The sequence below is a fragment of the Rhodoligotrophos sp. CJ14 genome (genome assembly GCF_038811545.1).
GTDB lineage: Bacteria > Pseudomonadota > Alphaproteobacteria > Rhizobiales > Im1 > Rhodoligotrophos > Rhodoligotrophos ferricapiens.
Window position 1 is genome coordinate 2,017,706 of record NZ_CP133319.1, and the last position, 26,151, is coordinate 2,043,856.

General features: G+C 61.9%; 25 protein-coding genes. 13 read left to right on the forward strand and 12 right to left on the reverse strand.

From position 1 onward, the window contains the following. Positions 1–16: 16 nt before the first annotated feature. Both RCF49_RS09400 and RCF49_RS09405 read left to right on the forward strand, forming a co-directional pair. The gene (locus tag RCF49_RS09400; RefSeq protein WP_342643763.1) at positions 17–910 is read left to right on the forward strand and encodes a PhzF family phenazine biosynthesis protein; all 894 of its coding nucleotides are present in this window, start codon (positions 17–19) and stop codon (positions 908–910) included. Positions 911–1,049: 139 nt separating this feature from the next. Beyond that, on the forward strand, positions 1,050–1,568 hold the full coding sequence (locus RCF49_RS09405) for a disulfide bond formation protein B (protein ID WP_342643764.1): 519 nt from the start codon (positions 1,050–1,052) through the stop codon (positions 1,566–1,568). A gap of 4 nt (positions 1,569–1,572) precedes the next feature. On the opposite strand, the gene RCF49_RS09410 is transcribed toward RCF49_RS09405, so the two are convergent. From RCF49_RS09410 to RCF49_RS09420, 3 genes are all read right to left on the reverse strand, one after another. Then, positions 1,573–2,133 carry an HNH endonuclease gene (locus tag RCF49_RS09410; RefSeq protein ID WP_342643765.1) on the reverse strand — a complete coding sequence of 187 codons (561 nt, stop codon included), beginning with the start codon at positions 2,131–2,133 and terminating at the stop codon, positions 1,573–1,575. 246 nt (positions 2,134–2,379) lie between these two features. Beyond that, entirely contained in the window at positions 2,380–3,045 is a 666-nt protein-coding gene (locus RCF49_RS09415) for an alpha/beta hydrolase (protein WP_342643766.1), read from the reverse strand. After that, complete coding sequence (locus RCF49_RS09420; protein WP_342643767.1) at positions 3,042–3,710, reverse strand: DNA-3-methyladenine glycosylase family protein; 669 nt, start codon at positions 3,708–3,710, stop codon at positions 3,042–3,044. Before RCF49_RS09420 ends, RCF49_RS09415 begins: the two co-directional genes overlap by 4 nt. A gap of 80 nt (positions 3,711–3,790) precedes the next feature. On the opposite strand from RCF49_RS09420, the gene gluQRS reads away from it, so the two are divergent. Then, positions 3,791–4,666: a tRNA glutamyl-Q(34) synthetase GluQRS gene (gluQRS, locus tag RCF49_RS09425; RefSeq protein ID WP_342643768.1), complete on the forward strand. Its 876-nt coding sequence runs from the start codon at positions 3,791–3,793 to the stop codon at positions 4,664–4,666. Positions 4,667–4,688: 22 nt separating this feature from the next. On the opposite strand, the gene RCF49_RS09430 is transcribed toward gluQRS, so the two are convergent. Both RCF49_RS09430 and RCF49_RS09435 read right to left on the reverse strand, forming a co-directional pair. Further along, positions 4,689–5,990, reverse strand: a complete 1,302-nt coding sequence (locus tag RCF49_RS09430) for an LLM class flavin-dependent oxidoreductase (protein WP_342643769.1) — start codon at positions 5,988–5,990, stop codon at positions 4,689–4,691. 123 nt (positions 5,991–6,113) lie between these two features. Then, positions 6,114–8,186: a 3-hydroxyacyl-CoA dehydrogenase NAD-binding domain-containing protein gene (locus tag RCF49_RS09435; protein ID WP_342643770.1), complete on the reverse strand. Its 2,073-nt coding sequence runs from the start codon at positions 8,184–8,186 to the stop codon at positions 6,114–6,116. Between the two features lie 129 nt (positions 8,187–8,315). Here RCF49_RS09435 and RCF49_RS09440 point away from each other — a divergent pair, with 129 nt between their 5' ends. After that, positions 8,316–9,272, forward strand: coding sequence for an alpha/beta fold hydrolase (locus RCF49_RS09440; RefSeq protein WP_342643771.1), 957 nt, complete (start codon positions 8,316–8,318; stop codon positions 9,270–9,272). A 37-nt stretch (positions 9,273–9,309) separates the two neighbouring features. On the opposite strand, the gene RCF49_RS09445 is transcribed toward RCF49_RS09440, so the two are convergent. The 5 genes from RCF49_RS09445 to RCF49_RS09465 form a co-directional block, all read right to left on the reverse strand. Further along, complete coding sequence (locus RCF49_RS09445) at positions 9,310–9,636, reverse strand: hypothetical protein (RefSeq protein WP_342643772.1); 327 nt, start codon at positions 9,634–9,636, stop codon at positions 9,310–9,312. A gap of 4 nt (positions 9,637–9,640) precedes the next feature. Beyond that, positions 9,641–10,165 carry a flavin reductase family protein gene (locus RCF49_RS09450; protein ID WP_342643773.1) on the reverse strand — a complete coding sequence of 175 codons (525 nt, stop codon included), beginning with the start codon at positions 10,163–10,165 and terminating at the stop codon, positions 9,641–9,643. Between the two features lie 3 nt (positions 10,166–10,168). Continuing rightward, positions 10,169–11,146 (reverse strand): alpha/beta hydrolase, encoded by a 978-nt coding sequence (locus RCF49_RS09455; RefSeq protein WP_342643774.1) that lies wholly within the window; start codon positions 11,144–11,146, stop codon positions 10,169–10,171. Between the two features lie 22 nt (positions 11,147–11,168). Then, on the reverse strand, positions 11,169–12,470 hold the full coding sequence (locus tag RCF49_RS09460; protein WP_342643775.1) for an LLM class flavin-dependent oxidoreductase: 1,302 nt from the start codon (positions 12,468–12,470) through the stop codon (positions 11,169–11,171). A 228-nt stretch (positions 12,471–12,698) separates the two neighbouring features. Further along, the gene (locus tag RCF49_RS09465) at positions 12,699–13,862 is read right to left on the reverse strand and encodes an iron-containing alcohol dehydrogenase (RefSeq protein WP_342643776.1); all 1,164 of its coding nucleotides are present in this window, start codon (positions 13,860–13,862) and stop codon (positions 12,699–12,701) included. A gap of 178 nt (positions 13,863–14,040) precedes the next feature. Between RCF49_RS09465 and RCF49_RS09470 the strand changes: the two genes are divergently transcribed. The 8 genes from RCF49_RS09470 to RCF49_RS09505 all read left to right on the forward strand — a co-directional run bounded on the left by RCF49_RS09470 (position 14,041) and on the right by RCF49_RS09505 (position 22,850). Continuing rightward, positions 14,041–15,048, forward strand: coding sequence for a LysR family transcriptional regulator (locus tag RCF49_RS09470; RefSeq protein ID WP_342643777.1), 1,008 nt, complete (start codon positions 14,041–14,043; stop codon positions 15,046–15,048). Positions 15,049–15,240: 192 nt separating this feature from the next. Further along, positions 15,241–16,014: a carboxymuconolactone decarboxylase family protein gene (locus RCF49_RS09475; protein ID WP_342643778.1), complete on the forward strand. Its 774-nt coding sequence runs from the start codon at positions 15,241–15,243 to the stop codon at positions 16,012–16,014. A 249-nt stretch (positions 16,015–16,263) separates the two neighbouring features. Next, positions 16,264–17,487: an ABC transporter substrate-binding protein gene (locus tag RCF49_RS09480; protein ID WP_342643779.1), complete on the forward strand. Its 1,224-nt coding sequence runs from the start codon at positions 16,264–16,266 to the stop codon at positions 17,485–17,487. Between the two features lie 222 nt (positions 17,488–17,709). Continuing rightward, complete coding sequence (locus tag RCF49_RS09485) at positions 17,710–18,594, forward strand: branched-chain amino acid ABC transporter permease (RefSeq protein WP_342643780.1); 885 nt, start codon at positions 17,710–17,712, stop codon at positions 18,592–18,594. Continuing rightward, entirely contained in the window at positions 18,591–20,417 is a 1,827-nt protein-coding gene (locus RCF49_RS09490; protein ID WP_342643781.1) for a branched-chain amino acid ABC transporter ATP-binding protein/permease, read from the forward strand. Before RCF49_RS09485 ends, RCF49_RS09490 begins: the two co-directional genes overlap by 4 nt. Continuing rightward, entirely contained in the window at positions 20,410–21,120 is a 711-nt protein-coding gene (locus tag RCF49_RS09495; RefSeq protein ID WP_342643782.1) for an ABC transporter ATP-binding protein, read from the forward strand. The genes RCF49_RS09490 and RCF49_RS09495 overlap by 8 nt, the downstream gene beginning before the upstream one ends. Before the next feature lie 63 nt (positions 21,121–21,183). Continuing rightward, positions 21,184–22,137, forward strand: a complete 954-nt coding sequence (locus tag RCF49_RS09500; RefSeq protein ID WP_342643783.1) for a 3-hydroxyacyl-CoA dehydrogenase NAD-binding domain-containing protein — start codon at positions 21,184–21,186, stop codon at positions 22,135–22,137. Between the two features lie 86 nt (positions 22,138–22,223). Then, the gene (locus RCF49_RS09505; RefSeq protein WP_342643784.1) at positions 22,224–22,850 is read left to right on the forward strand and encodes an HD domain-containing protein; all 627 of its coding nucleotides are present in this window, start codon (positions 22,224–22,226) and stop codon (positions 22,848–22,850) included. A 114-nt stretch (positions 22,851–22,964) separates the two neighbouring features. Here RCF49_RS09505 and rlmN read toward each other — a convergent pair whose 3' ends face one another. After that, positions 22,965–24,245, reverse strand: coding sequence for a 23S rRNA (adenine(2503)-C(2))-methyltransferase RlmN (gene rlmN, locus RCF49_RS09510; RefSeq protein ID WP_342643785.1), 1,281 nt, complete (start codon positions 24,243–24,245; stop codon positions 22,965–22,967). Positions 24,246–24,348: 103 nt separating this feature from the next. Further along, the gene (locus RCF49_RS09515; RefSeq protein ID WP_342643786.1) at positions 24,349–24,879 is read right to left on the reverse strand and encodes an invasion associated locus B family protein; all 531 of its coding nucleotides are present in this window, start codon (positions 24,877–24,879) and stop codon (positions 24,349–24,351) included. Between the two features lie 291 nt (positions 24,880–25,170). On the opposite strand from RCF49_RS09515, the gene RCF49_RS09520 reads away from it, so the two are divergent. Continuing rightward, complete coding sequence (locus tag RCF49_RS09520; RefSeq protein WP_342643787.1) at positions 25,171–26,145, forward strand: NADPH:quinone oxidoreductase family protein; 975 nt, start codon at positions 25,171–25,173, stop codon at positions 26,143–26,145. Positions 26,146–26,151 lie beyond the last annotated feature (6 nt).

Below are 26,151 nucleotides of genomic sequence, written 5' to 3' on the forward strand. Positions count from 1 at the left end.
TAGACGAAGGTTCATCATGGCGCGCGATTATGCCTTCCTCACCCTTGATGTATTCACCAGCCAGCCTTTCGGGGGAAATCCCCTGGGCGTATTTCCGAAGGCCGATGGTCTGGACACACCCACCATGCAGGCTATTGCGGCTGAGTTGAACCTCAGCGAGACCGTGTTCATTACGAGCCCAGATGACGGCAGCCCCCCTCGCCTGAGGATCTTCACACCCAAGAGCGAACTGCCCTTTGCCGGACATCCCACTGTCGGAGCAGCAACCGTCATTGCTGACCGGACGGGCCGCATCGGCAAGGGGGAATTCTCAATCGGGACCACGGCCGGGCAGGCACGCGCTGAGGTGCAACGGCGCGAGGATGGCCTGCTGGAAGCGTCCGTGATTGCACCCCGGCTCCCCGCCTCCGGACCAGCGCCAGGATCAGACGAGGCAGCAGCCGTCCTCGGGCTGAACGAAGATCAGATCATAGCACCCCCGATCGCCTTCGAGGCGGGTGTTCCCATTACCTTCGTCCGGTTGGCGAGCCGCGAGGCTCTGAGCAAAGCCCGCATCGATACTGCCATTTGGAATGAGGTTTTCCGCAACGCCTGGGCACCGCAGGTCTATCCCTTCTTCATGGCAGACTGGCAAAATGGACGCGAGATCCACGCGAGACTATTCGCCCCCGGCGTCGGCATTCCCGAGGATCCCGCAACGGGTGCCGCGGCCGTCGCGCTCGCAGGCGTCCTGCACGAGCTCCAGCGTCCGGCTGATCGCACTGTGAGCTGGCTCATTCGTCAGGGCGAGGATATGGGCCGGCCGAGCAGGATCGCACTGAGTGCGACGGAGGAGGATGACCACCTTGTTTCGGTCAGTATAGGCGGCCCGGTTGTGCCGATGACCCGAGGCACACTGTCGCTCTCTTGATAGTGCTCCTCACGAACGCATCACGATCCGGTGTACTGATCTTGCTCCCGGCAGCGATAACATTATGCTGCGCGCCACCTCTTTACCCCCCGGAGCATCGCCCGGTGCTGTTTATGGTCTCTTTGCCGGATTGCGCCTGATGAGTTCTCTTAAGCCTCGCACGGCGCTCTTTGGCGCGCTCGCTCTCACCATCCTCACCATTGCCGCCGCATGGGGCTTTCAGCTGATCGGCGGCTATATGCCCTGCCCGCTCTGCTACCGGCAGCGTTGGCCCTATTACGCGGCCATCGTGCTTGGCCTGGCCCTTATGCCGATCGCCCGCAAATCGGAACACACGGCAGCGCTGCGCTTCGGCCTCTTCGCCTTTGCCGCGATCATGCTGGTGAGTTTCGCCCTCGGTCTTCATCATGCCGGGGTTGAATGGGGCTGGTGGCCCGGGCCGGACTCCTGCGCCGCGGGCCCGAGCCTCGGCCGGTCCGGCAGCATCCTGCCCGATCTGAGCCATCCGCAGGTGGTCAGCTGCACGGAGGCGCAATGGCGCCTGTTCGGCTTGTCTTTCGCCGGCTACAATGCCCTGATCTCTCTGTTGATTGCCGCGATCGCAGCTTTCGGCGCGCTCGCCGGCCGGCGGGCAACGCCCGTCGCTCACAGCCGCTGATCGGCTACGGCTCGAGTTCGCTATCCCAATAGAGATAATCGAGCCAGCTTTCATGCAAGTAGTTCGGCGGGAACAGCCTGCCATTGGCATGCAGCTGATGGACCGTGGGCTGCACGGGCTTCTGCGCCGGCCACATCCGCGCCTGATCCGGCAGCATGCCACCCTTGGCGAGGTTACAGGGCGCGCAAGCGGCCACCACATTGTCCCACGTGGTCTGCCCGCCTCTTGAGCGGGGAATCACATGGTCAAAGGTGAGATCATCACGCGAGCCGCAATATTGGCAGGTGAAGCGGTCGCGCAGAAACAGGTTGAACCGGGTAAAGGCCGGATATCGCGCGGGCTTCACATAGCTCTTCAGCGCCACAACGCTTGGTAAACGGAACTCGAAAGTCGGGCTGCGGACGACCCGATCGTAATAGGAGACGATATTGACCCTGTCGAGAAACACCGATTTGACCGCATCCTGCCATGCCCAGAGCGACAGGGGATAATAGCTCAGCGGGCGAAAATCGGCGTTGAGAACAAGCGCCGGATAAGCTTGCGGCGATGTGACGAAGCCGTCCACCCAGATCCGCTCCTTGGCTCACTTCAACTCCGGCATTCCAAACGACAAGCGTGGCCGCATGTTCCAGCGCGGAGCAGCAGTATTGCTACTGCCACTTACTATATCTGGTGTGACAGCAATGTGAAAGCGACTCCGCATTGATCGCAATCGTCGCAGGCAATGCGACGGATCAACGATGCCCCGACTTCCGGTTTACTACACCGGAGCATTTTCAAGCGAAGTGGGCACCGGTTCGCGTGAAGAAAGTTAAAGCACGGCCTCGATCTGTTCCTGGACGAATCGTAGACCCAGCTCGAGCCCGTCTATGCCCATGGCGTGGCCGATGCCGTGGGAGATATGGCTCTCGACCGGGACGCCGGCCTGCACCAGGGCCGCAACCGCTCTGTCATGGGCCTCGAGGGTGATCACATCGTCCAGTTCGCCGTGGATCAACATGACCGGCGGCCTGGATTTGATCTGGTTCAGCAGAAATTCCGGACCGGCCATCGTGCCGGAATAGCCGAGAATCGCAGCAAGCGGTCCGCCCTGAGGCGGGTTACGGCGCAGGCCCACATGCAGCGCCATCATCGTGCCCTGGCTGAAGCCCACCAGCGCCAGCCGGCTATCCACCAGCCCATAACGGCCGAGCTCTGCGCTGATGAACTGATCGAGCAGCGGTCCGGTCCTCTGCACGCCCGGCCAATACTGCGCCGACTTGGGATGGGTCAGCGGAAACCACTGATATCCGAACGGCGACTGATCGCAGGGTTCGGGCGCATTGGGACAGGCGAAGGCGGCCTCTGGCAATGCGCGTTGCCATTGCTTGGCCAGCTCCATCATGTCGTCGCCATCCGACCCAAAGCCATGCAGCATGATCACCAGATGCTCGGGCGGGCGCCCGGAAAAGGGCGCAAGACGGGGTCCATCGATCATGTGGAGATGACCTCGTGAAGGCGGGGAGCGCTCTTGGTGCTTGTCTTCAGGGTGGCGTAATAGGCCCATATCAGCCGGGCGGCGACGGCCCGCCACGGCCGCCAGCACTCCGCAAGCCGGATCATGGCGCGCGCATCCGGCCGAGTCGCGAGACCCAATCCTGCTTGTGTCGCAACCTGCAACGCAAGATCCCCTGCCGGCCAAGCATCCGGCCGGCCGAGACAGGCGAGCAGATAAACCTCTGCGGTCCAGGGCCCAATGCCGGGAACACTCGTCAATTGGCGCCGGATATGATCGTCTTCCGCCCGATCGAGCGCCGCGATATCGAGATGACCCTCAACGAGCGCACGGCTCAGGGCGCGGATCGTCTTGATCTTTGCCGCGGACTGGCCGGCTGCGCGGAAATCATCATCGGCAAGGCTCAGCATTCGCGCGGGCTCGATAGGCCCATGCAGCGATTGCATGCGCCCCCATATGGCCGCAGCGCTTGCGAGCGACAGCTGCTGTTCCGTGATGATCCGCACGAGGCCTGGAAACCCGCCCGGCAGCCGGCGCAATGGTGGCATGCCGGTGACAGCCAACATATCGCCGAAGCGCTGCTCCCGCGCGATGAGGGCGCTGATACCCTCCTGAACATGATCCAAGGTTTCGATCGTGATGGTCATTTGGCTGGAACAGGCCCTCAGGACGTGCGAAGCGAGATGGTAAGGCTCACCACAACATTCAACATCATCATCTTGAGCTAATGGTTACGCCAACTTTCCGATTTGCGCCGAGCCCCAATGGTGATCTTCATTTGGGCCACGCCTATTCCGCCCTGTTCACCAATCGATCTGCGCGCAAGGCCGGCGGCCGGACGCTGCTGCGCATCGAGGATATCGATTTCATCCGCTGCCGCAGTGAATATGTGAGAAACGCGATCGAGGATCTGTCCTGGCTCGGAGTCGTGTGGGAGGGCGAGCCGCGCCTCCAGTCGCGTCACATGCCGGATTATCGCGCCGCCCTCGACCAGCTTGCGGCCATGGGCCTGCTTTACCCCTGCTTCGCGAGCCGCCAGGAAATCCGTGAGGCGATCGCGGGCAGGCCCGACTGGCCGAATGACCCGGATGGCCAGCCGCTCTATCCCGGGCTTCACAAGCACCTGAGCCGGGCCGAGCGGGAGGCTTTCCGCGCGAGCGGCATTCCACACGCCCTGCGCCTCGACATGGAACGCGCCCTGAGCCAGGTAAACGGCCCGATCACCTTCACCGAGGCGGGCATGGGGCCGGATGCCGAGACTGGCCCGCTCGAGGCCGATCCTGCCGCATGGGGCGACGTGATCCTCGGCCGCAAGGACATTGGCGTGAGTTACCACATCGCTGTCGTGGTCGACGACGCGCTCCAGGAAGTGACCCATGTGACCCGCGGCCAGGACCTGTTCTATGCAACCGCCATTCACCGATTGCTGCAGATCTTGTTGAACCTGCCCGAGCCCCGCTATCACCATCACGGGCTGATCAGCGATGAGACCGGCCGCAAGCTTTCCAAGAGCGCCGGCGATCGCAGCCTGCGCTCACTGCGAGCAGCAGGGGTTTCAGCGCAGGAAATCCGGTCCGCGCTGGGCTTTGATGAGGAGACTTGAGCCCCTCTTGTGAGGTCTCGCCTCAGGCACGTAGGATCTCCCGGAGAGTATTCCCCTCATAACGAGTTCGGAAAATGCCCCGGCGCTGCAACTCCGGAACCACGCCTCGGCAGAATGCCTCCAGCGACCCCGGGAAATAGGTGGGCGAGATCACGAACCCGTCGCAGGCACCGGACTCGAACAGCGCCTCCATGCGGTCGGCGATCGTTTTAGGCGATCCCACCAGCTCGTTGCGAATGCGTCCGGCCGCCTGTTTGAGGCTGAGCTTCTCCGCGGCCATGGCCGATTTGATCCGGTCCGCCACCCCCTGAATCCCCTGGTTGCCCTGCTTGGCAGCGAGCACCTCCTCATCGAGATCCTGGGAAAGATCCACGCCGAGATAGCTCGAATTATTGGCCAGGGCGAGATCAGGATCGATCAGTGATTGCAGATGCTCGGCCTTCTCCTCGGCAATCTCATCGGTTTCACCGACGACCACCCGCATCTGCGGCATGATCAGGCACTGTTCGGGGTCCCGGCCCGCATCGGCAAGGCGGGCCCGCATATCTCTGGTGAATGCGCTGAGATCAGGCTCGTAGCTCGCCGATGCAAAAACCATCTCCGCCCAGCGCGCGGCAAAGGCCCTTCCGCGGGGCGATGATCCTGCCTGCATGATGACGGGATGACCTTGTGGCGAGCGCGGGATCGAAAGCGGCCCGCGCGTGCTTAACCTCTTGCCCCGGTAATTCGCATAGCGGACCTTGGACGCATCGGCGAAAACACCCTTCTCCTTATCGAGAATGAAGGCGCCCTCGTCCCATGAGCCCCACAGCGCCATGCAGGCTTCGAGCACCTCGTCGGCCAAGTCATAGCGCTCATCCCGCGAGGGGATATGCTCGAGGCCGAAATTACGGGCCTCGAGATCCGTGGCCGAGGTGACCACGTTCCAGGCAACGCGCCCCTTGCTGAGGATATCGAGCGATGCAAGCTGCCGAGCGAGATGATAGGGGTGATAGAAGGTCGTCGACAGGGTTGCGCCAAGCCCGAGATGGCGGGTCACCCGCGCCATGAGTGGCAGCACCATCATCGGGTCGATGAAGCTGATCTGCCCGCCTTTCTCCACATAAGTCGCGAAGCTGCCGCGATGAATGTCATAGAGGCCTAGGAGATCCGCGAAGAAACAGCCATCGAAACAGGCCTCCTCCAAAACGCGCGCGATATGCTCGTAGCGGCTGGGCTCCAGTATATCGTGCAGCGTTGCTTCAGGATGCCGCCAGCCGCCCGCATGATTGGCCGTGGGTCCCGTCTTGAGATAGGCGAGAAGATGCAGTTTCCGCTTGGCCATCCAGGCAGGCCTCCTTCACCAGCATGCTGCTTGAACCAGAACTCAACCGATTTGGGAATGCCGTAATCGTAAATCCAGTCTGATCACGTCATGCACGGCTGGTGAGTAAGCCATCAATCAGGCTCATTTGAAGCGGCCACCACTCCTCGCAAGTTCCGCGAGCAGTGGCGAGGGCTCCCAGAACTTGCCTTGATAACCCTGTTGAAACCGCTGCATCGCCGCGACCACCCGGCCCAGCCCCACCTCATTGGCGTAATGCATCGGGCCCCCGCGATAGCGCGGAAAGCCATAGCCGGCGAGATAGACCACATCGATATCGCTGGCCCTGAGGGCGATCCCATCGGCCAAGACAGACGCACCCTCATTGACAAGCGCATAGATGCAACGCTGGACGATTTCCTCCGCGTCGATCTCGCGCCGCTTGAAGCCCAGTGATGCCGAATGCTCGGCCACCAGTGCGTCCACCTCCGGATCGGGAATCGCCTTGCGCCCATCATATCGATAGAAGCCGGCTCCGGTCTTCTGCCCGAAGCGGCCACGCTCGCAGATCAGATCCGGGATGGCGGAATAGGGTCTGTCCGGCTGCTCGACTTTGCGCCGCTTGCGAATGGCCCAGCCGATATCGTTTCCAGCAAGGTCCATCATGCGCAACGGTCCCATCGCCATTCCCCAGCGCTCGAGCGCGCCATCCACCTCATGCGGCAGCGCCCCCTCGTCCAGCAGGAAATAGGCCTGACGCAGATATTCCTCGAGCATGCGATTGCCGATGAAACCATCGCAAACACCGGCCACCACGCCGACCTTGCGCAGGCGCGAGACCACCTTGAGGGCGGTGGCAAGCGTGCTGTCGCTGGTGGCACGGCCGCGCACCACCTCGACCAGCCTCATGATATTGGCCGGGCTGAAGAAATGCATGCCCACCACCTGCCCCGGACGAGATGTGGCAACCGCCAGTGCATCGACATCGAGTGTGGACGTGTTCGTTGCAAGGATCGTATTCGGCCCGGCAGCGGCATCGAGCTTGGCCAGCACCTCTTGCTTGACCTTCAGGTCTTCGAAAACGGCTTCGATCACCAGATCGGCCTCTCGCGCCGCCGCACTGAGATCGACAGAGCCGGTCAGGCGCTTGCGCCGCTCATCCGCATCGGCCTCCGACAGACGTTTGCGCTCGACCATTGTCCGGTAATGGCTCTCGATAGCGCCAAGCGCACGCTCCAGCGCCGCTGCCTCCACATCGACCAGCGTCACCGCAAAGCCAGCATCCAGCGCGGCAATGGAAATGCCGCGGCCCATTGTGCCCGCGCCGATCACCGCAATCGCCTCGACGGGCAGAACGGGCGTCTCAGGCGTAATCCCCGGCACCTTGCTGACCTCGCGCTCGGCGAAGAAGGCATGCTGCAATGCGCGGGCCTCCGGCGTTCCCACGACTTGCCCGAACCGTGTTCTTTCATTGGCGAGGCCCGTGCGGAAGTCGCGATGAATGGCATCGTCCAGACACTCGAGCACAGCGGCCATGGCCGGCACCGGATTGGGCAACAGCCGCTCGCGCGCCGCTTGCAATGCCGCTTCGGCAGGCTCGGCAGGAATGGCTTTCTCGCTCAGCCGCCTGGGTCCGATGCCATCGGCGATGATCTTGGCCGCGAAGAGGATCGCCGCGCGGCGTGGATCGCCCTCCGTGATCTCATCGAACAGACCCTGAAGCCGCTTGTCCCCGGCCCCGATCATCTGGCCGCCGGTCGCCATCTCGATCGCCATCGCAAACTCAATGGCCCGCGGCAGACGCTGCGTGCCACCCGCCCCCGGCAGAACCCCGAGCGTGATTTCGGGAAGCGCTACCCGGGCAGTGCGGCCCGCTACTCTGAAATGACAGCCAAGCGCAAGCTCAAGTCCACCGCCCAATGCCACGCCGTCGACGGCGGCGACAACTGGCTTGCTTAAGCTCTCGATCTTATCGATCACCTCGCCGAGATAAAGCTGGGAGACCGCCTTCGCATCAGTGAACTCGCGAATGTCGGCTCCGGCCGAGAACTTGCCCCCGGCGCCCGCCAGAACCACTGCTTTGACCGCTGGATCCTCCTCCGCCGATGCGAATTCCCGGGTGAGCATTCTGCGCACCTCAAGCCCCAGACTATTGACCGGCGGATTGTCGATCACGATCAGCTTGATGCCGGAGAGATTGGGTGGGACTTCGGTCATAGCATCATTCCTGGGTTGCGCTGCGCCGTTCTTCTCGGGCGATTTATCAGCATTGTCTCATGCAGCTGTAAAACCTAGAGGCCGATTGATAAAGTGGAAAGCAGGGGAAATTTATGACGGGGTGATCTCATGCTCTCATTGCAAGGCATGGGGAGTTTTTATGTTGGCGGGCGGGAATTGGTGGTCGGCGGCCAGCCTAAGCGCCGCGTGACTTACTCCAAGAGTTTCGCCCATGATTACGACCCCAACGGACATTTCTGGATTGAGCAGGCCTATGTCCAATTCTTCATTCCGGCTGAGCTGAGGTTCGAAACCCCGTTGCTGCTCGTCCATGGTGGCGGGCTGACAGGCTCCGTCTGGGAGACCACACCCGATGGCCGCGATGGCTGGCTCGCGTTCTTCCTCAAAGCGGGGATCACGACCTATGTCATCGATATGCCTGAACGCGGCCGGTCCGGCTTCTGCGCCCATGACGGCATATGGCCGGATCGGCCGATCATCCGCAGCGAGGAGGAAGCCTGGCGCCTTTATCGTTTCGGAGAGCCGCAGCATTTTGCAACACGCACCGGCTTTCCTGGCCTGCAATTTCCGCTTGAGGCGGCAGAAGCCTTCTCCAGAACCGCCGTGCCGCGCTGGCCTGCCAACGGCGCTGTCATGCTGGCCGGCCTCAAAGCGGCCATTGCCAGGATCGGGCCATGTATTCTGCTCGGCCATAGCCAGGGCGGCGGGCTTGCCATGGCGGCAACCCTTCAATGCCCTGATCTCGTCCGCGGCTCTATCCTGGTGGAACCGCATGGGCTTCCCGAGCCGAGTGAGATCACAGATCCCGAAAGCCGGCCATTGCTGCTCGTGATGGGTGATTTCATCGAGCGCACGCCGGAATGGCCGCCGCTGGCTGATAAGGCCCGCGCGATGATGGACGCATGGCATCACTCAGGCGGCCATGCCAATACCCTCGACCTCCCCCGCCACGGCATCACCGGCAATTCTCACATGCCGATGATGGATCGCAACAGCGACCAGGTGGCCGGCGTCATTCTTGATTGGCTGGACAGGAATTTCATGACCGCGCAGACGAGCGGCTGACACCATCCGTCTGCCGCGATCGACCGGAGATCGGGCGTCAGTCCTTGCGGGCCGTCTCAGGCCATTCGATATGCGCCCGAATGGCCCCGGTGGCCTCGTCCACCCATCCTGCCCGCTTGGCATAGGCGATCATGCCTGTGGCGGAATCCTGCCACCCCGGTCCGCCGACCTGGGCACCCAGCTTGCGCAAGGCTGCCTCGTCCACCCAGGCATGCCCGCTCTCGTCGACCCGGGCCAGCCCGTTCAGCGCCTTGGCGACGCTGCCCGTCGAGGCGCCGGGGTCATCGACCCGGACCTTGAAGCCCTTGAAATCGTCCGCATCCAACAGTTTCACCCGGCCAGCGGCCGTTACCGAAATGATCATGGTGTCACTCGACCAGAAAATTGCCATCGACAAAGACCAGGGGTGCGACCTCCTGGTCAACGATTGTCTCGATTACCTCGCCGACGATAAGCGTATGGGTTCCGAATGACATTATTGGTCCCTGTCGGCAAAGAACAACCGCTTGCGCCCCCACGAGGCAGGGACAGCCGGTTTCGGAAAGAACCCATTCGCCCACCGCGAACCGTTCTGTGCTGGGCAGCTTCGCAAAGGCGTGCCCGATCTCCGACTGGTCCCGGCGCAGCAGATTGACACTGAACAGCCCCGTCTCCGTCAGCGGATCGTGGATCGACGCGCTGCGGTTGACGCAGATCACGAGGGACGGAGGGTCCATCGAGAGGGAGGTGATGGCGGTGGCGGTCATCCCGAACCAGCGCTGGCCATTTGCTGTGGCCACCACCCCGACACCGCTCGCCAGGCGCCGCATGGCGCCGCGAAACCGCTGGCGTAGCGCCTCGGCAGTTTCAGAGCTGCCCGGACTGGTTCCCGCCGCCCGCCCAATATGCATCATCGTTTAACTCGATATTGTCGCGCCGGCCTGCTCGGCATGCCGCGCCTTGAGTGCGAAGGACAGCAGATCCGCAAGCTCACATGTCACGCCCTTGGCTGCGGGAATGAGCTTTTCCATGGGCAGAAACCCGTGGATCTGACCGGCGGCCCTCTTGACGGTGACGGTCACGCCCGCCTCGATCAGCCGTCTGGCGAAGGCCTCGCCTTCATCACGCAGCGGATCATGGCTCGCGGTCAGCACGATCGTATATGGCAATCCCGCAAGATCCGGCGCGCGCAGCGGCGATGCTCGCCAGTCCGTCCGGTCAGCATCGCTTCGCAGATAATGCTTGTGGAACCACTCCTGGTTGGCGCGTGTCAGAAGGTGCCCTTCGGCGAATTCCGCCTGCGAGGGCGTCTCGAAGCTGAAATCCGTCGCCGGATAGATGAGAAACAGCGCCCGGACCGGTGAGGCTCCAGTCATGACCCTTTGCAGGGCCGTCACGATGGCGAGATTGCCTCCCGCGCTGTCTCCACCGAGCGCCACGCGGCCAGGATCGGCCTTGAGCTTGGCTGCATGGGCAAAGATCCAGTCCGTTGCCGCGGCGGCATCCTCGACAGCCGCCGGGAACTTGTGCTCCGGCGCAAGCCGGTAGTCGACGGAGATGACAGCGCAGCCCGCCTGATGCGCAAGCTGGCGGCAGAGCCCGTCATGGCTGTCGAGATTGCCGAGCACCCAGCCGCCACCGTGGAAATAGACCAGCAGGGGCAGCACCGTGTCGCCACTGCCAAGCGGCCGATAGTGGCGCATGGGGATGGAGCCATTCGGCCGCGTGGCCTCCAGCGTCTCCACCCGTTCCACCTCCTGAGGCGCCTCGACGGAGGCCCGGCGCGAGGCATTATAGGCCTCCCGCGCCTCATTGGGCGACATCACCTCATAGCCTGGCCGACCCGAGCTTTTGATGAGCTCGAGCACGGCGGCCGCACCCGGATCGAGGGTCATGGTCGAAACTCCCGCGCTTCCTTCAGTTCTCGATCGTCTCTTTCTTCGCGTGCGGATCGAACCTCGGCACGGAAATGGAGCCGCCGCGATCGGTGAAGGTGGCAGCTTGCGCCACGCCAACCGTTGCGCCCTTCTTCCGGCCGAAAGCCTCGACGATCGGGATGTCCGCATCGGCGACGTCTGGCATGCGGCGTTTGCGGGCAAGCGCCGCCTCGATATAAGGCGCGAGTTCCTTGCGCTTCTGCTCCTCGCGGATCGCATCGCGCTTCTTGAAATCGGGCATCACGGTTTCGGCGAACAGCTTAAGCGACTCTGTAATATGCTCATGCTTGTTGTTCCCGCTCTGCAGCACGAAGATGATCTGGTCGACGCCGATCTTCTCGTAGCGCTCGAGATGGGCGCGCACCTGCTCTGGCGTTCCGATGCCGCCGTTGCCCGCATTGTCCTTGAGATCTTCCTTAACCTCCAGGAACCGCTCCCAGACCTGCGAGCGGCCGGGCCGATGCTGTCCGTAAAGGCCATAATAGCCGAGCGAATAGCCAAAGAAGCGGAACCCGTCGAGCCCGCGCCGCAGCGCCTCCTGCTCATCCTCATGCACCGACATGCCCGAGACCAGCGCAATATTCGGATTGACCGTATGCGCGATTGGCACGCACTCGTCTGATTTGATGATGTCGTAATATTCCTGCACCCAGTGCGCCGCCTGCTCCGGCTCGACAAAGGCGAAGGCCAGTGCGCCAAGCCCATGGCGTGCCGCGCGATGAATGGTCTCGCGCCGGGAGCAGGCTACCCACATGGGTGGATGCGGCCGCTGTACCGGCTTCGGCACGATGTTGCGGGCCGGCATTTCGAAGAACTCGCCCTTGAAGCCGGGATAGGGCGTCATCGCCAGCATATTGGCGGCCTGCTCGGTCGCCTCCTGCCATTTCGCCGTCTTGTCATCGGGAGAAAGCCCGAACCCGCCCATCTCCATCGCCGTCGCCGACTCGCCCGTGCCCCATTCGACGCGGCCATTCGAGACGAGATCGAGCGTAGCGATGCGCTCGGCGGACCTCGCCGGATGGTTATAGTCCGGCGACATCAGCATCACGCCATGGCCGAGCCGGATATTCTTCGTGCGCTGGGAACAGGCCGCGAGGAACACCTCGGGCGCGGAGGAATGCGAATACTCCTCGAGGAAATGGTGTTCGACCTCCCAGACATAGTCATAGCCAAGCTTATCGGCCAGCTCGACCTGGTCGAGCGCCTCCTGATAAAGCCTGAGCTCGGCGTCTTCTGACCATGGCTGAGGGAGCTGATGCTCGTAGAACATGCCAAACTTCATCGGGTATTTCCTCGTATCCCTACGGAACTTCTGTCCGTTTTGGCTGATGCGCCGATCTGAAGCTCAAATCTCCAGATCCGGCTTGCAATACTTTGCCAGAGCGTCTCGAAGACGAGCAGCGACTGGTATGATGTGAAACGCTAGCTTTGCGACGCCTGGGTGAAAAGAGCCTCGTGGCAAGGAGGATCTTTTCACCTTTTGCAATGATCCGACAACCGTGACCGTGAGTCACCAAGCCGTCTCGAGAATTTCCAGCACGTCGCTCTCTTCCCGCACCGGCCGCGGATTGAACCGGGCCTGACCGGTGGCAAGCACTGTCCTCGCGATGGGAACGAGCTGCTCGCGCTGCACCCCGACATCGCGCAGGCGCCGTGGCAGGCCCAATTCCTCCAGGAGCTCGAGCAGCGCATCCGCCGCGGGCTGCCCGGGCCGATCCAGAGCCTCGCTGACAATCTGTTGCCGCTCGGGATTGACCTTTGCATTGAACCGCATCGTCGCGGGCAGCAACACGCAGGAACAATGTCCATGGGGCACATTCGCGATGGCTGCGAGCGAATAGCTGATCCCGTGGCTTGCCCCGTGCTGTCCGCGGCCCATGCCGCTTGTTGAAAGCCACACGCCCATTTGCGACTGCAAACGAGCGTCGAGATCGTCCGGATCCTTTTTCGTCCGGCGCATTGATCTTTGCAGCATCCGCAAACCATGAATGCAAGTCGCATCGGTGAACGGATTGGCCGTCGGCGAGCAGATCGATTCGACCGCATGATCAACGGCCCGGAACCCTGTCGAAAGCCACAGCCATTCCGTTGTGAGCCGTGCGATGCTCGGGTCGAGAATCACCGCGACCGGCACCAACTGGCGCGCGATATAGAGGTCCTTCTTATGCGCGATATCATCGACCGAGCCGCCCGTGGTCGTGTATTCGGCCCCTGAGAGCGTCGTCGGAATTGCGATCTGGCGCAGGCCGTTATCACGAATTTTGGGCACGAAGATCTGCCCGTCCGCTCCGCGTTGCGCATGGAACGCGTTGAAATCATCATGAGACCTGATGGTCTCCGCAAGCCCCACCTGCACGAGCTTGGCACCGTCGATCGATGAGCCTCCGCCCAAGGATATCAACAGATCAGGCTCGACCTCCCGGGCCATGGCCAGCGCCTGGAGCAATGCGCTGCGGGGCGAGTGAGCGGGCATCGCATCGAACACGCCGACAAACCTGTCTTGGAGTATCGCCTTGACCCGCGTCAGCGCATCCGTCTGCTGGCTCAACGTGTTCGACGCGAGCACGAACACCCGCTTTGCGCCCATCTGCTCGAGTTCTCGGCGCAGCGCGACCTCGATCGTCTCGCCGAAATTTATCCGCTCCGTGGGAAAGTACTCATAGACGCCCTGCATGGCGCGTGTCCTCCTATCATTGGCTTTTTTGTGGGCTGAGGCCCCATAACGCCAAACTCATCGGTTGGAGCAGACCAGGGGCCACACCTTCGGGGCATCTTATGGCCAGCGGAAAGCTTGCGAATGCACGTTATCCAACTACCATTATTGCGCCTCACGCAAAGAAAGGCTCTGGGAGATGGAAACGCTCAAGAACATTCGCTTGTTTTTGAAGGTGGTGCAGACTGGCAGCTTCTCTGCGGCGGGCCGGCTGGTCGGCCTGTCCCCTGCCTCTGTGTCACGGCAAATCAACACGCTGGAACACGCACTTGGCGTTCGCCTCATCTATAGGACGAGCCGCAAGCTCACCCTTACCGAAGTCGGCCAGATCTATTACGAGCGCGCATCTGACATCATCCAGGAATTCGATACGCTGGAAAGCATTGTCTCCGAGCACCACGCCAAGCCGAGGGGCCTGCTTCATGTGCACACGCGGGTCGCGGTCGGCACCCGGCTTCTCGCTTCCGCCCTGCCCGCCTTCTATGAGAACTATCCCGAGATCAGGGTAAAGCTCTGGCTCACAGAAGAGCCCCGCGACCTCATTGAGCACAAGATCGATGTCGCCATCCGCCTCGGCAATCTGGATGAGCCGTCACTAGCCGTGCGGAAGCTTTGGGATGCGAGCCGCCGCATTATCTTTGCAAGTCCCGAATATCTCGCGAGAAGCCCCAAGCTCGAACATCCCGATGATATCGTCCATCACCGCTGCCTCACTTACCTCGACGGTCGCTTCGACGATGGCTCCGCCCTCTGGCGCTTCCGCGAGAAGACGGGCACTCGCGACATCCGCGTGACCGGCCCCATTCAGGTGAACAATTCCGAGATCGTGCGGGAATGCGCCCTGGCCGGCATGGGACTGGGCCTTCTGCCCAAATGGTGCATCTGGGACGAGTTGCAGTCCGGCCGGCTGGTGCAGGTCTTACCCGAATGGCCAGTGAGCCCCGGCATTTTTGATCACAATATTTATGCGGTTTATGAGCGCTCGCGCTATGTCCCGCTCAAGGTCAGGACCTTCGTGAATTTTCTCGTTGGCTTCTTTGCAAACCGCAAGGATGGAGCCACTGCGGTCACAGATTTCGAGCCACTCTTCAGTAGTCACGACCTGGAGGATCGGCTGCATCTGGAGAATGAATGGTCCACCATGTGACAGCGCTTAAGCCTGCCGCGTCCGCTTTCGCCACCACCTTTGCGGAAAATGCAAAGAAGGTTGTTGAGCATTGGTATTTTCTTCCGCGCCTTTGCCCCTACCATGTCGAGCAAAAATCAGCCGCCGGGCAGGCAAGGGGCGCAAGCAATCCCCACTCTGCAAGAGCCGGCTCCACAACGATAAGAGGTCAGGATGGGAACGCTGGATGCGCGCCGTCAGGCGCTTAAGGATGAATTTACGTCAGCTCGCGGCTATTGGAGCGATCTGTGGTCCGATCTTCTCGAGATCGACCCCGACTTTTTCGAGGCTTACAAAAATTTCTCCTCCGCGCCTTGGAAGCGGAAAGGCGGGCTCGACCCGAAGGTTCGCGAACTGATCTATATCGCGATCGATACCTCGACCACCCATCTTTATGACCCCGGCACCCGCATCCACATGCGCAACGCCATCCGCTACGGCGCCACCCGGGAGGAGATCATGGAGGTGCTCGAGCTCACCTCCGTGCTTGGCATTCATTCCTGCTCCCTGGGCGTGCCCATTCTCCTCGAGGAGATGCAGGCCACCGGCAAAGGCGGCCCGTTACCCACGGGCGAGCTCACCGCCGAGCAGGAGAAGCTCAAGGCGAAATTCACGGAACTGCGTGGCTACTGGAGCCCGATCTGGGATGCCGTGCTGCGCATGTCACCCGACTTCTTTGCCGCCTATCTCGAATTCTCCGGCGTGCCCTGGAAGAAGGGGCCGCTCGAGCCGAAGGTGAAGGAGTTCATCTATATCGCCATCGATGCGGCGACCACCCATCTCTATGAGCCAGGCTTGCGCATTCACATCCGCAATGCCCTGAACTATGGGGCGACCGGCGCCGAGATCATGGAAATCTTCGAGCTTATCAGCGTGCTGGGGATACACACGATCACCTCCAGCGTGCCGATCCTCACCGATGAGCTCAAGCAGGCCGAAAAGGCCTGAAGCACGCCCTAGGCGCTCATCCCCAGCGGAAGACGAACAGCCGTAGAGCGGGAGTCTTCACGAAAGCATTTTCACGCGAAGTGGGCACCGGTCCGCGTGAAGAAAATGCGAGAAAGAGTGAAAGCATTTTCAAGCGAAGTGGATGCCGGTTCGCATGAAGAAAATGCAACCAAGCAAAGTCGCGAGAGCGGTTTCGGTTGATCAGCCACAAGCGAAACCGCGCCAGAACAACGAAAGTGGGAGGATTGAATGACAAACCGGAAGACGGGTTCACTCTGCCTGGCGATGCTGGCCGGCGCGGCCATGGCAGCCATGGCGGGATCCCCGATGGCGTCAGCCCAGGAAACGATAAAGCTTGGCTTTACGGGTGCCTTGACCGGCCCTTTCAATGAATTCGGCGAGGGCATTCGCCGCGGGGCCGAAATCGCCATTGAGGAATGGAACAAGAAGGGCGGGATCAACGGCAAGAAGCTCGAATTCGCCGAAGTGCTCGACGACCAGCTCGTCCCGGACCGCGCTGTTCAGAACATGCGCCGTATCCTCGACAATGAAGACATCGTGGCCCTGATCGCTCCTTCCGGCAGCGGCCCGACGCTGGCGATCGTTGACATGGTCGAAGCCGATGGCCGGCCCATGTGCAATACCCAGGCGCAGACCCCGTCGATCGTGAACCCCAACGGCGATGATGGCGATCCGCGTCCGAACGTATTTTCGGTTTCCATCAGCAACAGTGTCGAATCGGAAAAGCTGGCCAAGGCTCTGTCGAGCTACAAGAATATCGGCCTGCTCCATGAAAGCACCGGCTATGGCGTGACCGGGGCCAAGCTCGTCGAGGAGAAGCTGAAAAAGTTCAATCCCGATGTGAAGATCACGTCGGAATCCTACAATCAGCGCGCTCAGGATATGACGGCGCAGCTCACAAGCGTGCAGCGCGGCGGCGCCGAGGTGCTCCTGGTCATCGGTTTGGGCGCGGATCTCGCGGTGATCAGGAAGAACATGGCCCGCCTCAACCTGAACCTGCCCTTCTATGCCTCCGCGGGCGGCATCACACCTCCCTATATGGAAGGCGCCGGCGACCTGGTGGTCGGCACGCGGGCCGCAACCACCAAGTCTCTAGGCCTTGATCCTCTGCCGCCTGCGACCAAGACCTTCCTTGACCTTTACAAGGCGAAGTTCGGCACCGATCGCTGGTGGGGCCCCAACCCTGACCGGGCACAGATCTCGATCGCGACCACCGTTGGCTCGGCCTATGACTGCGTGAATCTGCTGGCCTCCGCCATCGAACGGGCCGGTTCGACCGAGCCTGAAGCCATTATCAAGGCCATGGAAGAGACGAAGGATTTTGCCGGCGCTGGCATTCGGTCGATCTCGTTCAGCCCCAAGGATCACGTCGCCCTGGGTGTGGACGATCTCGCGATCTACGAGATCGGCAAGACGGCCGACAAGGTCAGTTTGACCATGGTGGAGAAATAGGCGACCCCCATCGGTGGAGCTCGAGCATAGGCTGACGCGGAAGATACGGGCTCGCAAACTCACTGCTCCCCGTCTAAGGCCTAGCCCGCAGCCAATCTTGGGCTCCTCCGCTGTTCCAGACTGGTCTCTCCGCACACCGCGCAGAGGCTCTCGCAGCGAATAACCGCTGCTTGGTGAGCCGCGCCTCCGATGGGCGGAGTGGGCTATCGCAGGAGGTAAGGGTTGAACATTTTTCTTTCGCTTGTCCTGGCTGGCGTCAGCGTGGGCTCCGTTTATGCGCTGGTGGCCCTCGGTCTCAACGTGACGTTCTGGACCACGAAGACTCTGAACTTCGGTCATGGCTCGCTGATGATGTTCTGCGCCATGCTCCTGGTGTTTTTCGCCAGCCAGGGTCTTGCCATGGCTGGCGCCGCCATCCTCTCGCTGCTCATCGTTGCGGTGCTCGGCATGTTCATCGAGCGCTTCACCGTGCGGCCGGCGCTGAAGGGCAACAACAGCATGGGATGGGTCGTCTCCACCTTGGGCTTCGGCATCGTATTGCAAGGTGTGGCAGCCAAGCTGTTCGGCTCGCAGGCTGTGGCTTTCCCTTCGCTTATCTTCGGCTCGGATGATTTCATCACCGTCTTCGGCCTCTACGTATCGCTGCAATATCTCCTGGTGCTTGGCCTATCCATATTCCTGGTCGTGGTGCTCGAATGTTTCCTGCGCTTCACCCGCTGGGGTCAGGCGGTGCGCGCCGTATCCCACGACCCTGAGCTTGGTCGCGTGAACGGGATGCCGGTGAATGCCATCGTGATTGGCTCCTTCATCCTGTCCGCCCTGCTGGCCGGTGCCGCAGGCCTTCTCGTCTCCCAGATCGGCGGCACGGTTGATCCAGCCTTCGGCTTCAACCTGGTCCTCTTCGGCTTCGTGGCAGCTGTCGTCGGCGGCATGGGCAGCTCGATCGGTGCCCTCATTGGCGGCATAGCTCTTGGCGTGCTGTCGAAACTCATTGGCGGCTATATTTCCTCCGCCGCTGAACAACCGGTGGCCTTTGCCATTCTGATGCTCATGCTCGCACTCAGACCCAACGGCCTGTTCGCTCAAGCCGAGGCGACCAAGGCATGACCAGGTTCAGAAACGCCCTCACCGCGCTCGTCACCAACCCTTATCTGCTGGCGGCCATCGTTGTTGCCCTCGCGCTCGGGGCCGATTGGATGAGCGCTGGTACGGTGCACATCCTGAGCTTCGTGATGATCTCGATCATCTTCGCGCTCAGCATCAACCTGCTCACCGGGCTGGCCGGCCAGATCTCGCTCGGCCATGCCGGCCTGTTCGGAATGGGGGCCTATGTCACCGGCATTCTCGCCAAGACCTATGGCATCAGCGTCGTCGTGTCTGTGCCGGTCGGGATGTTCGCTGCCGGGCTTGTTGGTTATCTTCTCTCCTTCCCCGCCGGCCGCGTGCGCGACGTCTATCTCGCCATGATGACGCTGGGTTTCGGCATGATCTTCTTCGAGATCGTGCGCGAATGGAATGACGTGACCGGCGGCATGATGGGGCTGAGCGGCGTGCCCTCCCCCACCTTGCGCACGCTCAAGCCCTTCGGTGTTCGCATCAACGAAGTCTGGTTCTTCCGGGCCATTTTGCTGGTCACGGTGCTTACCATCTGGATCATGCGCAACGTCACGCAGAGCCGCACCGGACGCGCCTTCTTCGCCATCCATCACAGCGAGGTCGCCGCCGGCAGCTTGGGCATCTCTCGCACCGGCACGAAGCGCCTTGCCTATGTGCTGAGCGGCCTGCTTGCGGGCCTCGCCGGCGCCCTCTATGCCCATCTTGTCGGCTATCTCGGCCCCGACAGTTTCAGCCTCAACCGCTCCATCGAGGTCCTGGTCATCGCGATCGTGGGCGGCCTTGGCTCGATCGCCGGCCAGGTCATCAGCGCCACCATCTTCACCTTCCTGCCGGAAACCTTGCAGGTCTTCTCCGAATATCAGTTCATTGTCTATGGTGTGATCCTCACCTTCTCGCTGATCGTGCTGCCGCGCGGCATCGCGGGATTGCTGCTCGCGCCGCCGCGCTTCATCCAGCCACGCGCCTTGCGCGAGATGCGTAAAGAGGAACGCAAAGCCGAACCAGGGGAAGCCGAGGCCAAGGCTCAGCCCGCCGAAGCCGGCGGCGTGCTCACGGTCAAGAAGCTCACCAAGAATTTCGGTGGCCTCACCGCGCTTGATAATGTCTCTCTGGAATTGAAGCCCGGTCGCATTACAGCGCTCGTCGGCCCCAACGGGTCTGGCAAGAGCACGCTGGTCAATGTGATCAGCGGCCTCTATCAGCCGAGTGATGGTCGCGTCGAATTCAAGGGCCAGGACATCACCGGCCTGCCCGATCACCGCATTGCCCAGGCGGGAGTGGTGCGCACCTTTCAGGATCCGCGGCTGGTTCCCAATTTCACCGTGCGCGAGAACCTGCTGCTCGGCGCCCATCGGCTGATGACGCATAGCGGCTTTGCCTCGGCCTTGGCTCTGCCGCGGGCCATTCATGAGGAGGCCGAGTTCCTGACCCGCATCGATAAGGTGATGGATCTCACCGAGCTCACCCCCACCGCCGATCAGACGATCGAATCCTTGCCCTATGGGTACCGCCGTCTGGCCGAGGTCGCTCGCGCCCTTGTCGCGCAACCCAGCGCCATCCTGCTCGATGAGCCCGCCGCCGGGCTGTCGGAGGTCGAGATGGAACATCTCGCCCGTATCATCCGGCGCATGAAGGACATGGGCCTCACCATCATGCTGATCGATCATCACATGGATTTCCTGGCTGAGCTCGTCGATGACGTCATCGTGCTCGATAGCGGCCGCGTCATTTATCGCGGCACGATCGAGGGCATGCGCAGCGACCGCACCGTGATCAGCGCCTATCTCGGCGAGGAGGAGGCGGTGAATGCTTGAGCTGCGCGATGTGAAGGTGAGCTACGGCGCCGTCGAGGCGGTGCGCGGCGTCTCGATCACCGCCAGGGCCGGCACCACCACGGCGATCCTCGGTGCCAATGGCGCCGGCAAATCCTCCCTATTGCGAGTGATTTCAGGGATTGCGCCCCTGCGCGGTGGCACCATCATACTGAATGCCCAGGACGTCTCCAAAATCCCGGCCGAGCGCCGGGCAAAGCTCGGGCTTGCACACGCCATGGAAGGCCGCCGCCTCTTCCGGCAGCTGACCGTGGAGGAGAACCTGAGGCTTGCTTGGTCCTTCGGCGCCCGCAAAACCGATCTTGCCGACGCGATCGCCGACATCTACCAGCGCTTTCCCATCCTTCGAGAAAAGGCGAAGGTGCAGGCGGGCTATCTCAGCGGCGGCCAGCAGCAGATGGTGATCCTCTCCTGCGCCACCATCAGGGATCCCTCCTATCTCCTGCTGGACGAGCCCTCGCTGGGGCTTGCGCCGATCATCGTCACCCAGATCTATGAGTTCATCACCGGCTATGCTCGCCGCTCCGGCGCAACTGTCATCATCGCCGAGCAGATGGCAAGCCTGGCGCTCAAGGTCTCCGACCAAGGATACGTGCTGAGGCGCGGCCGCATCGTGCTCGAGGGAGAAAGCCGAAAGCTCCTGGCCGACGGTGTCGCCAACGCGCTGTCCGCAAGCTATCTCTAGCCGCAAAGCTCATGGTGGGGCTGCGAGCAGACCGCAAGAACACGCAAACGGGATTTCAGCATCATGCCATTCATTGCGCACGAGGCCGTCAAGACAATCGGCATTGTTGGAGCAGGAACGATAGGCTCATCCTGGGCCGCATGGTTCTTGGCCCGCGGGCTCAAGGTTCGGCTGACCGATCCCTCACCCGCCACGCCCGAACTCGTTCGAACCTATCTCGAAGGCGCCTGGCCTGCACTGCGACAGCTCGGGGTTGCACACGCGACGCTCGAGCAAGCCGCGAGCCGGCTCAGCTTTCACGCTTCCGCCGCCGAGGCTGCGACTGGCGCCGATTTCGTTCAGGAAAGCGCGCCTGAACGCGCCGCCATCAAGCAAGCCTTGCTGGAAGAGATCGATGCGGTGCTGCCGCCCGACCGCGTCATCGCCTCATCCACCTCCGGCTTTGGCGTCACCGAGATGCAGGCCGAAATGCGTGAACCCCAACGGCTGGTGGTGGGCCATCCCTTCAACCCGCCTCATCTGATCCCGCTCGTCGAAGTGGTGGGCGGGGGCCGCACCTCAGAGGCGGCCGTGCAATGGGCGATTGCCTTCTACAACCATGTCGGCAAGCGCGCGATCCATGTGCGCAAGGAGGTGCCTGGCCATATCGCCAATCGCCTGCAAGCCGCATTGTGGCGGGAGGCCTTGCATCTCGTCCAGGAAGGGGTGGGCAGCGTCGATGACGTGGATGCAGCCATCGCCTATGGCCCTGGTCTTCGCTGGGCGGTAATGGGCCCGCACCTCACCTTCCACCTCGCCGGCGGCAAAGGCGGCATGGCCCATTTCTTCGACCATCTCGGGCCGAATGTCGAAAAGTGGTGGGCAGATCTGGGCACACCTCTCATCACGCCGGAGCTGCGCGACCTGATCGTCGGCGGCGTCGACGAGGAGATCGGCGACCGTTCTTACGAAGAACTGGTTGAGCAGCGGGATCAGACGCTTCTCCGCGTCTTGGCCGCCACCGCTAAGCGCGAATGAACCCGCGATTGCCGAAACCCCAAGAACGCGCCAAGATGGCGGGATCGGACCTGGACCAGCGGCGAGCAGATCAGGAGGGGATGGGCATGGAGACAGTCAAGTTCACCCAGATGAAGGATGGCGACCGCGAGGACTATGCCTTTCTGAGCGAACATGAGAAGGAATACGCGGCCGGCACTGCGGACCGCCTCCTCAAGGCCATCGTCGACCTCGATGAGTCTCTCTCGGGTTATAAGATCACCCGGCTTGGCCATTCCCTCCAGAGCGCCACGCGCGCCTGGCGTGCTGGCGCCGACACCGACTGGGTGGTCTCAGCCCTTCTGCATGACATCGGTGATATCTACGCGCCCTTCAACCATGATGAATACGCCGCCGTCATTCTCCGCCCCTTCGTGCGTGAGCAATGCGCTTGGGTGGTCGAGAAACATGCCGATTTCCAGCTGCTCTATTACGGCGAGCATGTCGGCGCCAATCCCAACAAGCGCGAGGCGCACAAAGGCAGCCCCTATTACGACGATTGCTCCGACTTTTGCGAGCTCTGGGACCAGTCGAGCTTCGATCCCGATTACGACACGCTGCCGCTGGAATTCTTCGCGCCGATGGTTCGCGAGGTCTTCGCGCGTAAGGCCTATGACCGCGCGGTTACGCAACCGGGCATACGCGTGCCTCTGACGAATCCTGCAGTCGCCGCGCAACGGGCCAACGCGGCTTGATCGCTGGAGCATTTTCGAGCGAGTGGAACGGCTGGCGAGCAATGAGAGCGGTTTGGCTTTTCAAACAAAAAGCGAAAGCGCTTTAGCGAGCCCCGGCAGGCCAGCACCCGCGCCTCAAGACGCCGTGACTTCACCGGCCTTGGTCATGGTCTTGCGCTCCTTCGCGCGCAGTCGTTCGGACGCGGACTTGAGCTGTCCGCAGGCAGCCATGATATCGCGCCCGCGCGGTGTCCGGATGGGGCTTGCATAGCCCGCCCGGTTCACGATCTCGGCAAATGTCTCGATCCGCTCCCAATCCGAGCATTCATAGGGGCTGCCCGGCCACGGATTGAACGGGATCAGGTTGATCTTGGCCGGAATGCCCTCGAGCAGCTTGACCAGCCGCTTGGCATCCGCGTTGCTGTCGTTGATGTCCTTCAGCATCACATATTCGAAGGTGATGCGCCGCGCATTCGACAGGCCCGGATAGTTGCGGCAGGCCTCCATCAGCTCGGCAATCGGATATTTCTTGTTGAGCGGCACGAGCTTGTCGCGGATCTCGTCAGTGGTGCCATGGAGCGAGATCGCCAGCATCACGCCGATCTCCTCGCCGGCCCGCGCGATCATCGGCACCACGCCGGCCGTCGACAGGGTGATGCGGCGGCGCGAGAGCGATAGGCCCTCATTATCGGACACGATCTCCATCGCCGCTTTGACATTGTCGAAATTGTAAAGCGGCTCACCCATGCCCATCAGCACGATATTGGTGATGTAGCGGCCACCTGCGGGCGGGTTCGGATTGGCCGCGAGATGCTCGGGCCATTCGCCCAGGCGATCGCGTGCGACCAGAAGCTGGCCGACGATCTCACCGGGCGTGAGATTGCGTACCAGGGTCTGCGTGCCCGTATGGCAGAATGTGCAGGACAGAGTGCAGCCGACCTGGCTCGACACGCACAGCGTGCCCCGATCCTCTTCCGGAATGTAAACCGCCTCCACCTCATGCCGCTGTCCCAGCGGTCCAGCCGGCGGCAGACGCAGCAGCCATTTCCGCGTGCCATCGCTGGAGATCTGCTCTTCGACAATCTCCAGCCGGTCGAGCGTGAACCGAGCGGCAAGGTCATCGCGAAGCGTCTTGCTCACATCGGTCATGTCGCCGAACGAGGTGACGCCGCGATTATAAAGCCAGCGGAAGATCTGCCCCACGCGCATGCGGAGCTGCCTCTCCGGGATCCCGAACGCGCTGAGCACGCGGCCCAGTTCGGACCGGGTAAGCCCGATGAGCGATTGCCCGGGCAAAGCCTCCGGTCGCGTATCCTCGGGCTGAATTATGGCCGCACGCGCGCCCTGCCCCGACGGATCTCGCCGCGACGAGATGTCAAGGACGGTTCTGTGTTCGGTCGTGCGCGCAAGAGTCATGATGTCAAAGCAGGTCCGAGGCTCGCAACGCTGATCGCCGCGAAGCTCGACAACAGGTCGCGTGGCGGGCAGCGAATGTCAAGCCCGCCGCGTGGTGCACATCTCAGTTGCAGGCCTTGTCTATGGCATTCATGGCCGCTGTAACGCCCGAGAGCGAGTAGGTATCGGTGGTCTCCGTGCCGCGCCAGGACGTGCCTTTAACAGAAAGCTTCTGGCCCGCTTTCATGGCCGTGACCACTTGGCTGTCCTTCGTGCTTGAATCGAACCAGCCACCATCTCCGTTCGTGAACATGTCGTAATTGGTATTGTCGATGGTCACCACCGCGGCCGCGTCCTTCTTGAAGGGATAGCCGATAATGGTGCTCACCTCGTTGCGCACCTTGTCGCCGGTGCGGTGGGTGACCAGGAAGAATATGGGGTCACGCTTGACATTCTTCGGCTCTGAGGACTGAGGTTTGGCGACGATATAGCAGACCTTTCCCTTGGCCGTGTTGTAGGTGTACGCTGCCCAATCGTTGAAATCCCCTAGCAGCTGCGGATCGTCCTGCGTCTGGGCGGCGACATCCCGAGGCAGCATCGAGCCGACAAGGCAGGCCATGAGGCTGACGGCGACGAGCGTCCCACGTACAATCATCGTCCTAGAGCTCCTTTCATCGTGTCCGAGGGTGAAGGCGAGGCGTACCGCAAGACCACGTGAAGTCAACCCGGCCACAACGAAGCACGCAGGCCGCAAGTTACCCGAGCCCCATGCCTCCAAGCAAGCCAAGTGGCGTGATCATTGAGAATGGTCGTTGCGGGACAGCAACTTATGGGAATATCACCGGAGAACGCAATGCGACGCTGTTGCGCTTCGCCGAAATGTGATTCGAGTTCGGCCGAAGCAAAGCGGGCATGCGGCTGAACGCACCTGAGGGAGAAAACGAGAATGAAGGCTGTTTTGTGCAAGAGTTTTGGACCGCCGGAAACCCTGGTCCTCGAGGACGTCCCAGCCGCGACAGCGGGCGAGGGCGAGGTGGTGATCCGGGTCCGTGCCGCCGGGTTGAACTTCTTCGACACGCTGATCATCGAGAACAAATATCAGTTCAAGCCGCAACTCCCCTTCTCCCCGTCAGGCGAGATCGCCGGCGACATCACCGCTGTCGGAGCCGGGGTCACGGGCTTCAAGGTCGGTGACCGCGTGATGGCCTATATCGGCTGGAACGGAGCACGCGAGGAGGTCGCAGCGCCCGTCTCCCGGCTTGTCCCTCTTCCTGCCTCGATCGACTATGAGGTGGCCGCCGGTCTCTCCGTGACCTATGGAACGACACTGCATGCGCTCAAGGACAGGGCGCGCCTTCAGCCGGGCGAAACCCTCGCTGTGCTTGGTGCAGCCGGCGGCACCGGTCAGGCCGCGATTGAGCTTGGCAAGCAGTTCGGTGCCCGCGTCATCGCCTGTGCGTCCTCCGACGAGAAGCTCGCCTTCTGCCGCGAGCTTGGTGCCGACGAGCTTGTGAATTACGAGCGGGAATCGCTTAAGGACCGACTTAAGGAGCTCACCGATGGCAAGGGCGTCGATGTGGTCTATGATCCCGTAGGCGGCGCGCTCTCGGAACAGGCGCTCAGATCAACCGGCTGGTATGGTCGTTTCCTGGTGATCGGCTTTGCCGGCGGTGAAATTCCCAAGATCCCGCTCAATTTGGTCCTGCTGAAGAGCTGCGACATTGTGGGCGTGTTCTGGGGGGCTTACCTGGACCGGGAGCCGCACCGCAATCGGGAGAACATGGAGCTTCTGCTCGACTGGTGCGCCAGCCGCCGTGTGCAGCCGCAGATCGATCGCACTTTCCCGCTGGACCAGGCGGCCGAGGCGCTGAACGTGCTGGCCAAGCGCCAGGCGAAAGGCAAGATCATTCTGAAACTGTAAGCCGCA

Excerpts from the sequence above, each read along its gene's own strand:
- RCF49_RS09400 (WP_342643763.1), top strand. The coding sequence starts at position 17 with ATGGCGCGCGATTATGCCTTCCTCACCCTTGATGTATTCACCAGCCAG.
- RCF49_RS09405 (WP_342643764.1), top strand. The coding sequence starts at position 1,050 with ATGAGTTCTCTTAAGCCTCGCACGGCGCTCTTTGGCGCGCTCGCTCTC.
- RCF49_RS09415 (WP_342643766.1), bottom strand. The coding sequence starts at position 3,045 with ATGATCGATGGACCCCGTCTTGCGCCCTTTTCCGGGCGCCCGCCCGAG.
- RCF49_RS09420 (WP_342643767.1), bottom strand. The coding sequence starts at position 3,710 with ATGACCATCACGATCGAAACCTTGGATCATGTTCAGGAGGGTATCAGC.
- gluQRS (WP_342643768.1), top strand. The coding sequence starts at position 3,791 with ATGGTTACGCCAACTTTCCGATTTGCGCCGAGCCCCAATGGTGATCTT.
- RCF49_RS09430 (WP_342643769.1), bottom strand. The coding sequence starts at position 5,990 with ATGGCCAAGCGGAAACTGCATCTTCTCGCCTATCTCAAGACGGGACCC.
- RCF49_RS09435 (WP_342643770.1), bottom strand. The coding sequence starts at position 8,186 with ATGACCGAAGTCCCACCCAATCTCTCCGGCATCAAGCTGATCGTGATC.
- RCF49_RS09440 (WP_342643771.1), top strand. The coding sequence starts at position 8,316 with ATGCTCTCATTGCAAGGCATGGGGAGTTTTTATGTTGGCGGGCGGGAA.
- RCF49_RS09445 (WP_342643772.1), bottom strand. The coding sequence starts at position 9,636 with ATGATCATTTCGGTAACGGCCGCTGGCCGGGTGAAACTGTTGGATGCG.
- RCF49_RS09450 (WP_342643773.1), bottom strand. The coding sequence starts at position 10,165 with ATGATGCATATTGGGCGGGCGGCGGGAACCAGTCCGGGCAGCTCTGAA.
- RCF49_RS09455 (WP_342643774.1), bottom strand. The coding sequence starts at position 11,146 with ATGACCCTCGATCCGGGTGCGGCCGCCGTGCTCGAGCTCATCAAAAGC.
- RCF49_RS09460 (WP_342643775.1), bottom strand. The coding sequence starts at position 12,470 with ATGAAGTTTGGCATGTTCTACGAGCATCAGCTCCCTCAGCCATGGTCA.
- RCF49_RS09465 (WP_342643776.1), bottom strand. The coding sequence starts at position 13,862 with ATGCAGGGCGTCTATGAGTACTTTCCCACGGAGCGGATAAATTTCGGC.
- RCF49_RS09470 (WP_342643777.1), top strand. The coding sequence starts at position 14,041 with ATGGAAACGCTCAAGAACATTCGCTTGTTTTTGAAGGTGGTGCAGACT.
- RCF49_RS09475 (WP_342643778.1), top strand. The coding sequence starts at position 15,241 with ATGGGAACGCTGGATGCGCGCCGTCAGGCGCTTAAGGATGAATTTACG.
- RCF49_RS09480 (WP_342643779.1), top strand. The coding sequence starts at position 16,264 with ATGACAAACCGGAAGACGGGTTCACTCTGCCTGGCGATGCTGGCCGGC.
- RCF49_RS09490 (WP_342643781.1), top strand. The coding sequence starts at position 18,591 with ATGACCAGGTTCAGAAACGCCCTCACCGCGCTCGTCACCAACCCTTAT.
- RCF49_RS09495 (WP_342643782.1), top strand. The coding sequence starts at position 20,410 with ATGCTTGAGCTGCGCGATGTGAAGGTGAGCTACGGCGCCGTCGAGGCG.
- RCF49_RS09500 (WP_342643783.1), top strand. The coding sequence starts at position 21,184 with ATGCCATTCATTGCGCACGAGGCCGTCAAGACAATCGGCATTGTTGGA.
- RCF49_RS09505 (WP_342643784.1), top strand. The coding sequence starts at position 22,224 with ATGGAGACAGTCAAGTTCACCCAGATGAAGGATGGCGACCGCGAGGAC.
- rlmN (WP_342643785.1), bottom strand. The coding sequence starts at position 24,245 with ATGACTCTTGCGCGCACGACCGAACACAGAACCGTCCTTGACATCTCG.
- RCF49_RS09515 (WP_342643786.1), bottom strand. The coding sequence starts at position 24,879 with ATGATTGTACGTGGGACGCTCGTCGCCGTCAGCCTCATGGCCTGCCTT.
- RCF49_RS09520 (WP_342643787.1), top strand. The coding sequence starts at position 25,171 with ATGAAGGCTGTTTTGTGCAAGAGTTTTGGACCGCCGGAAACCCTGGTC.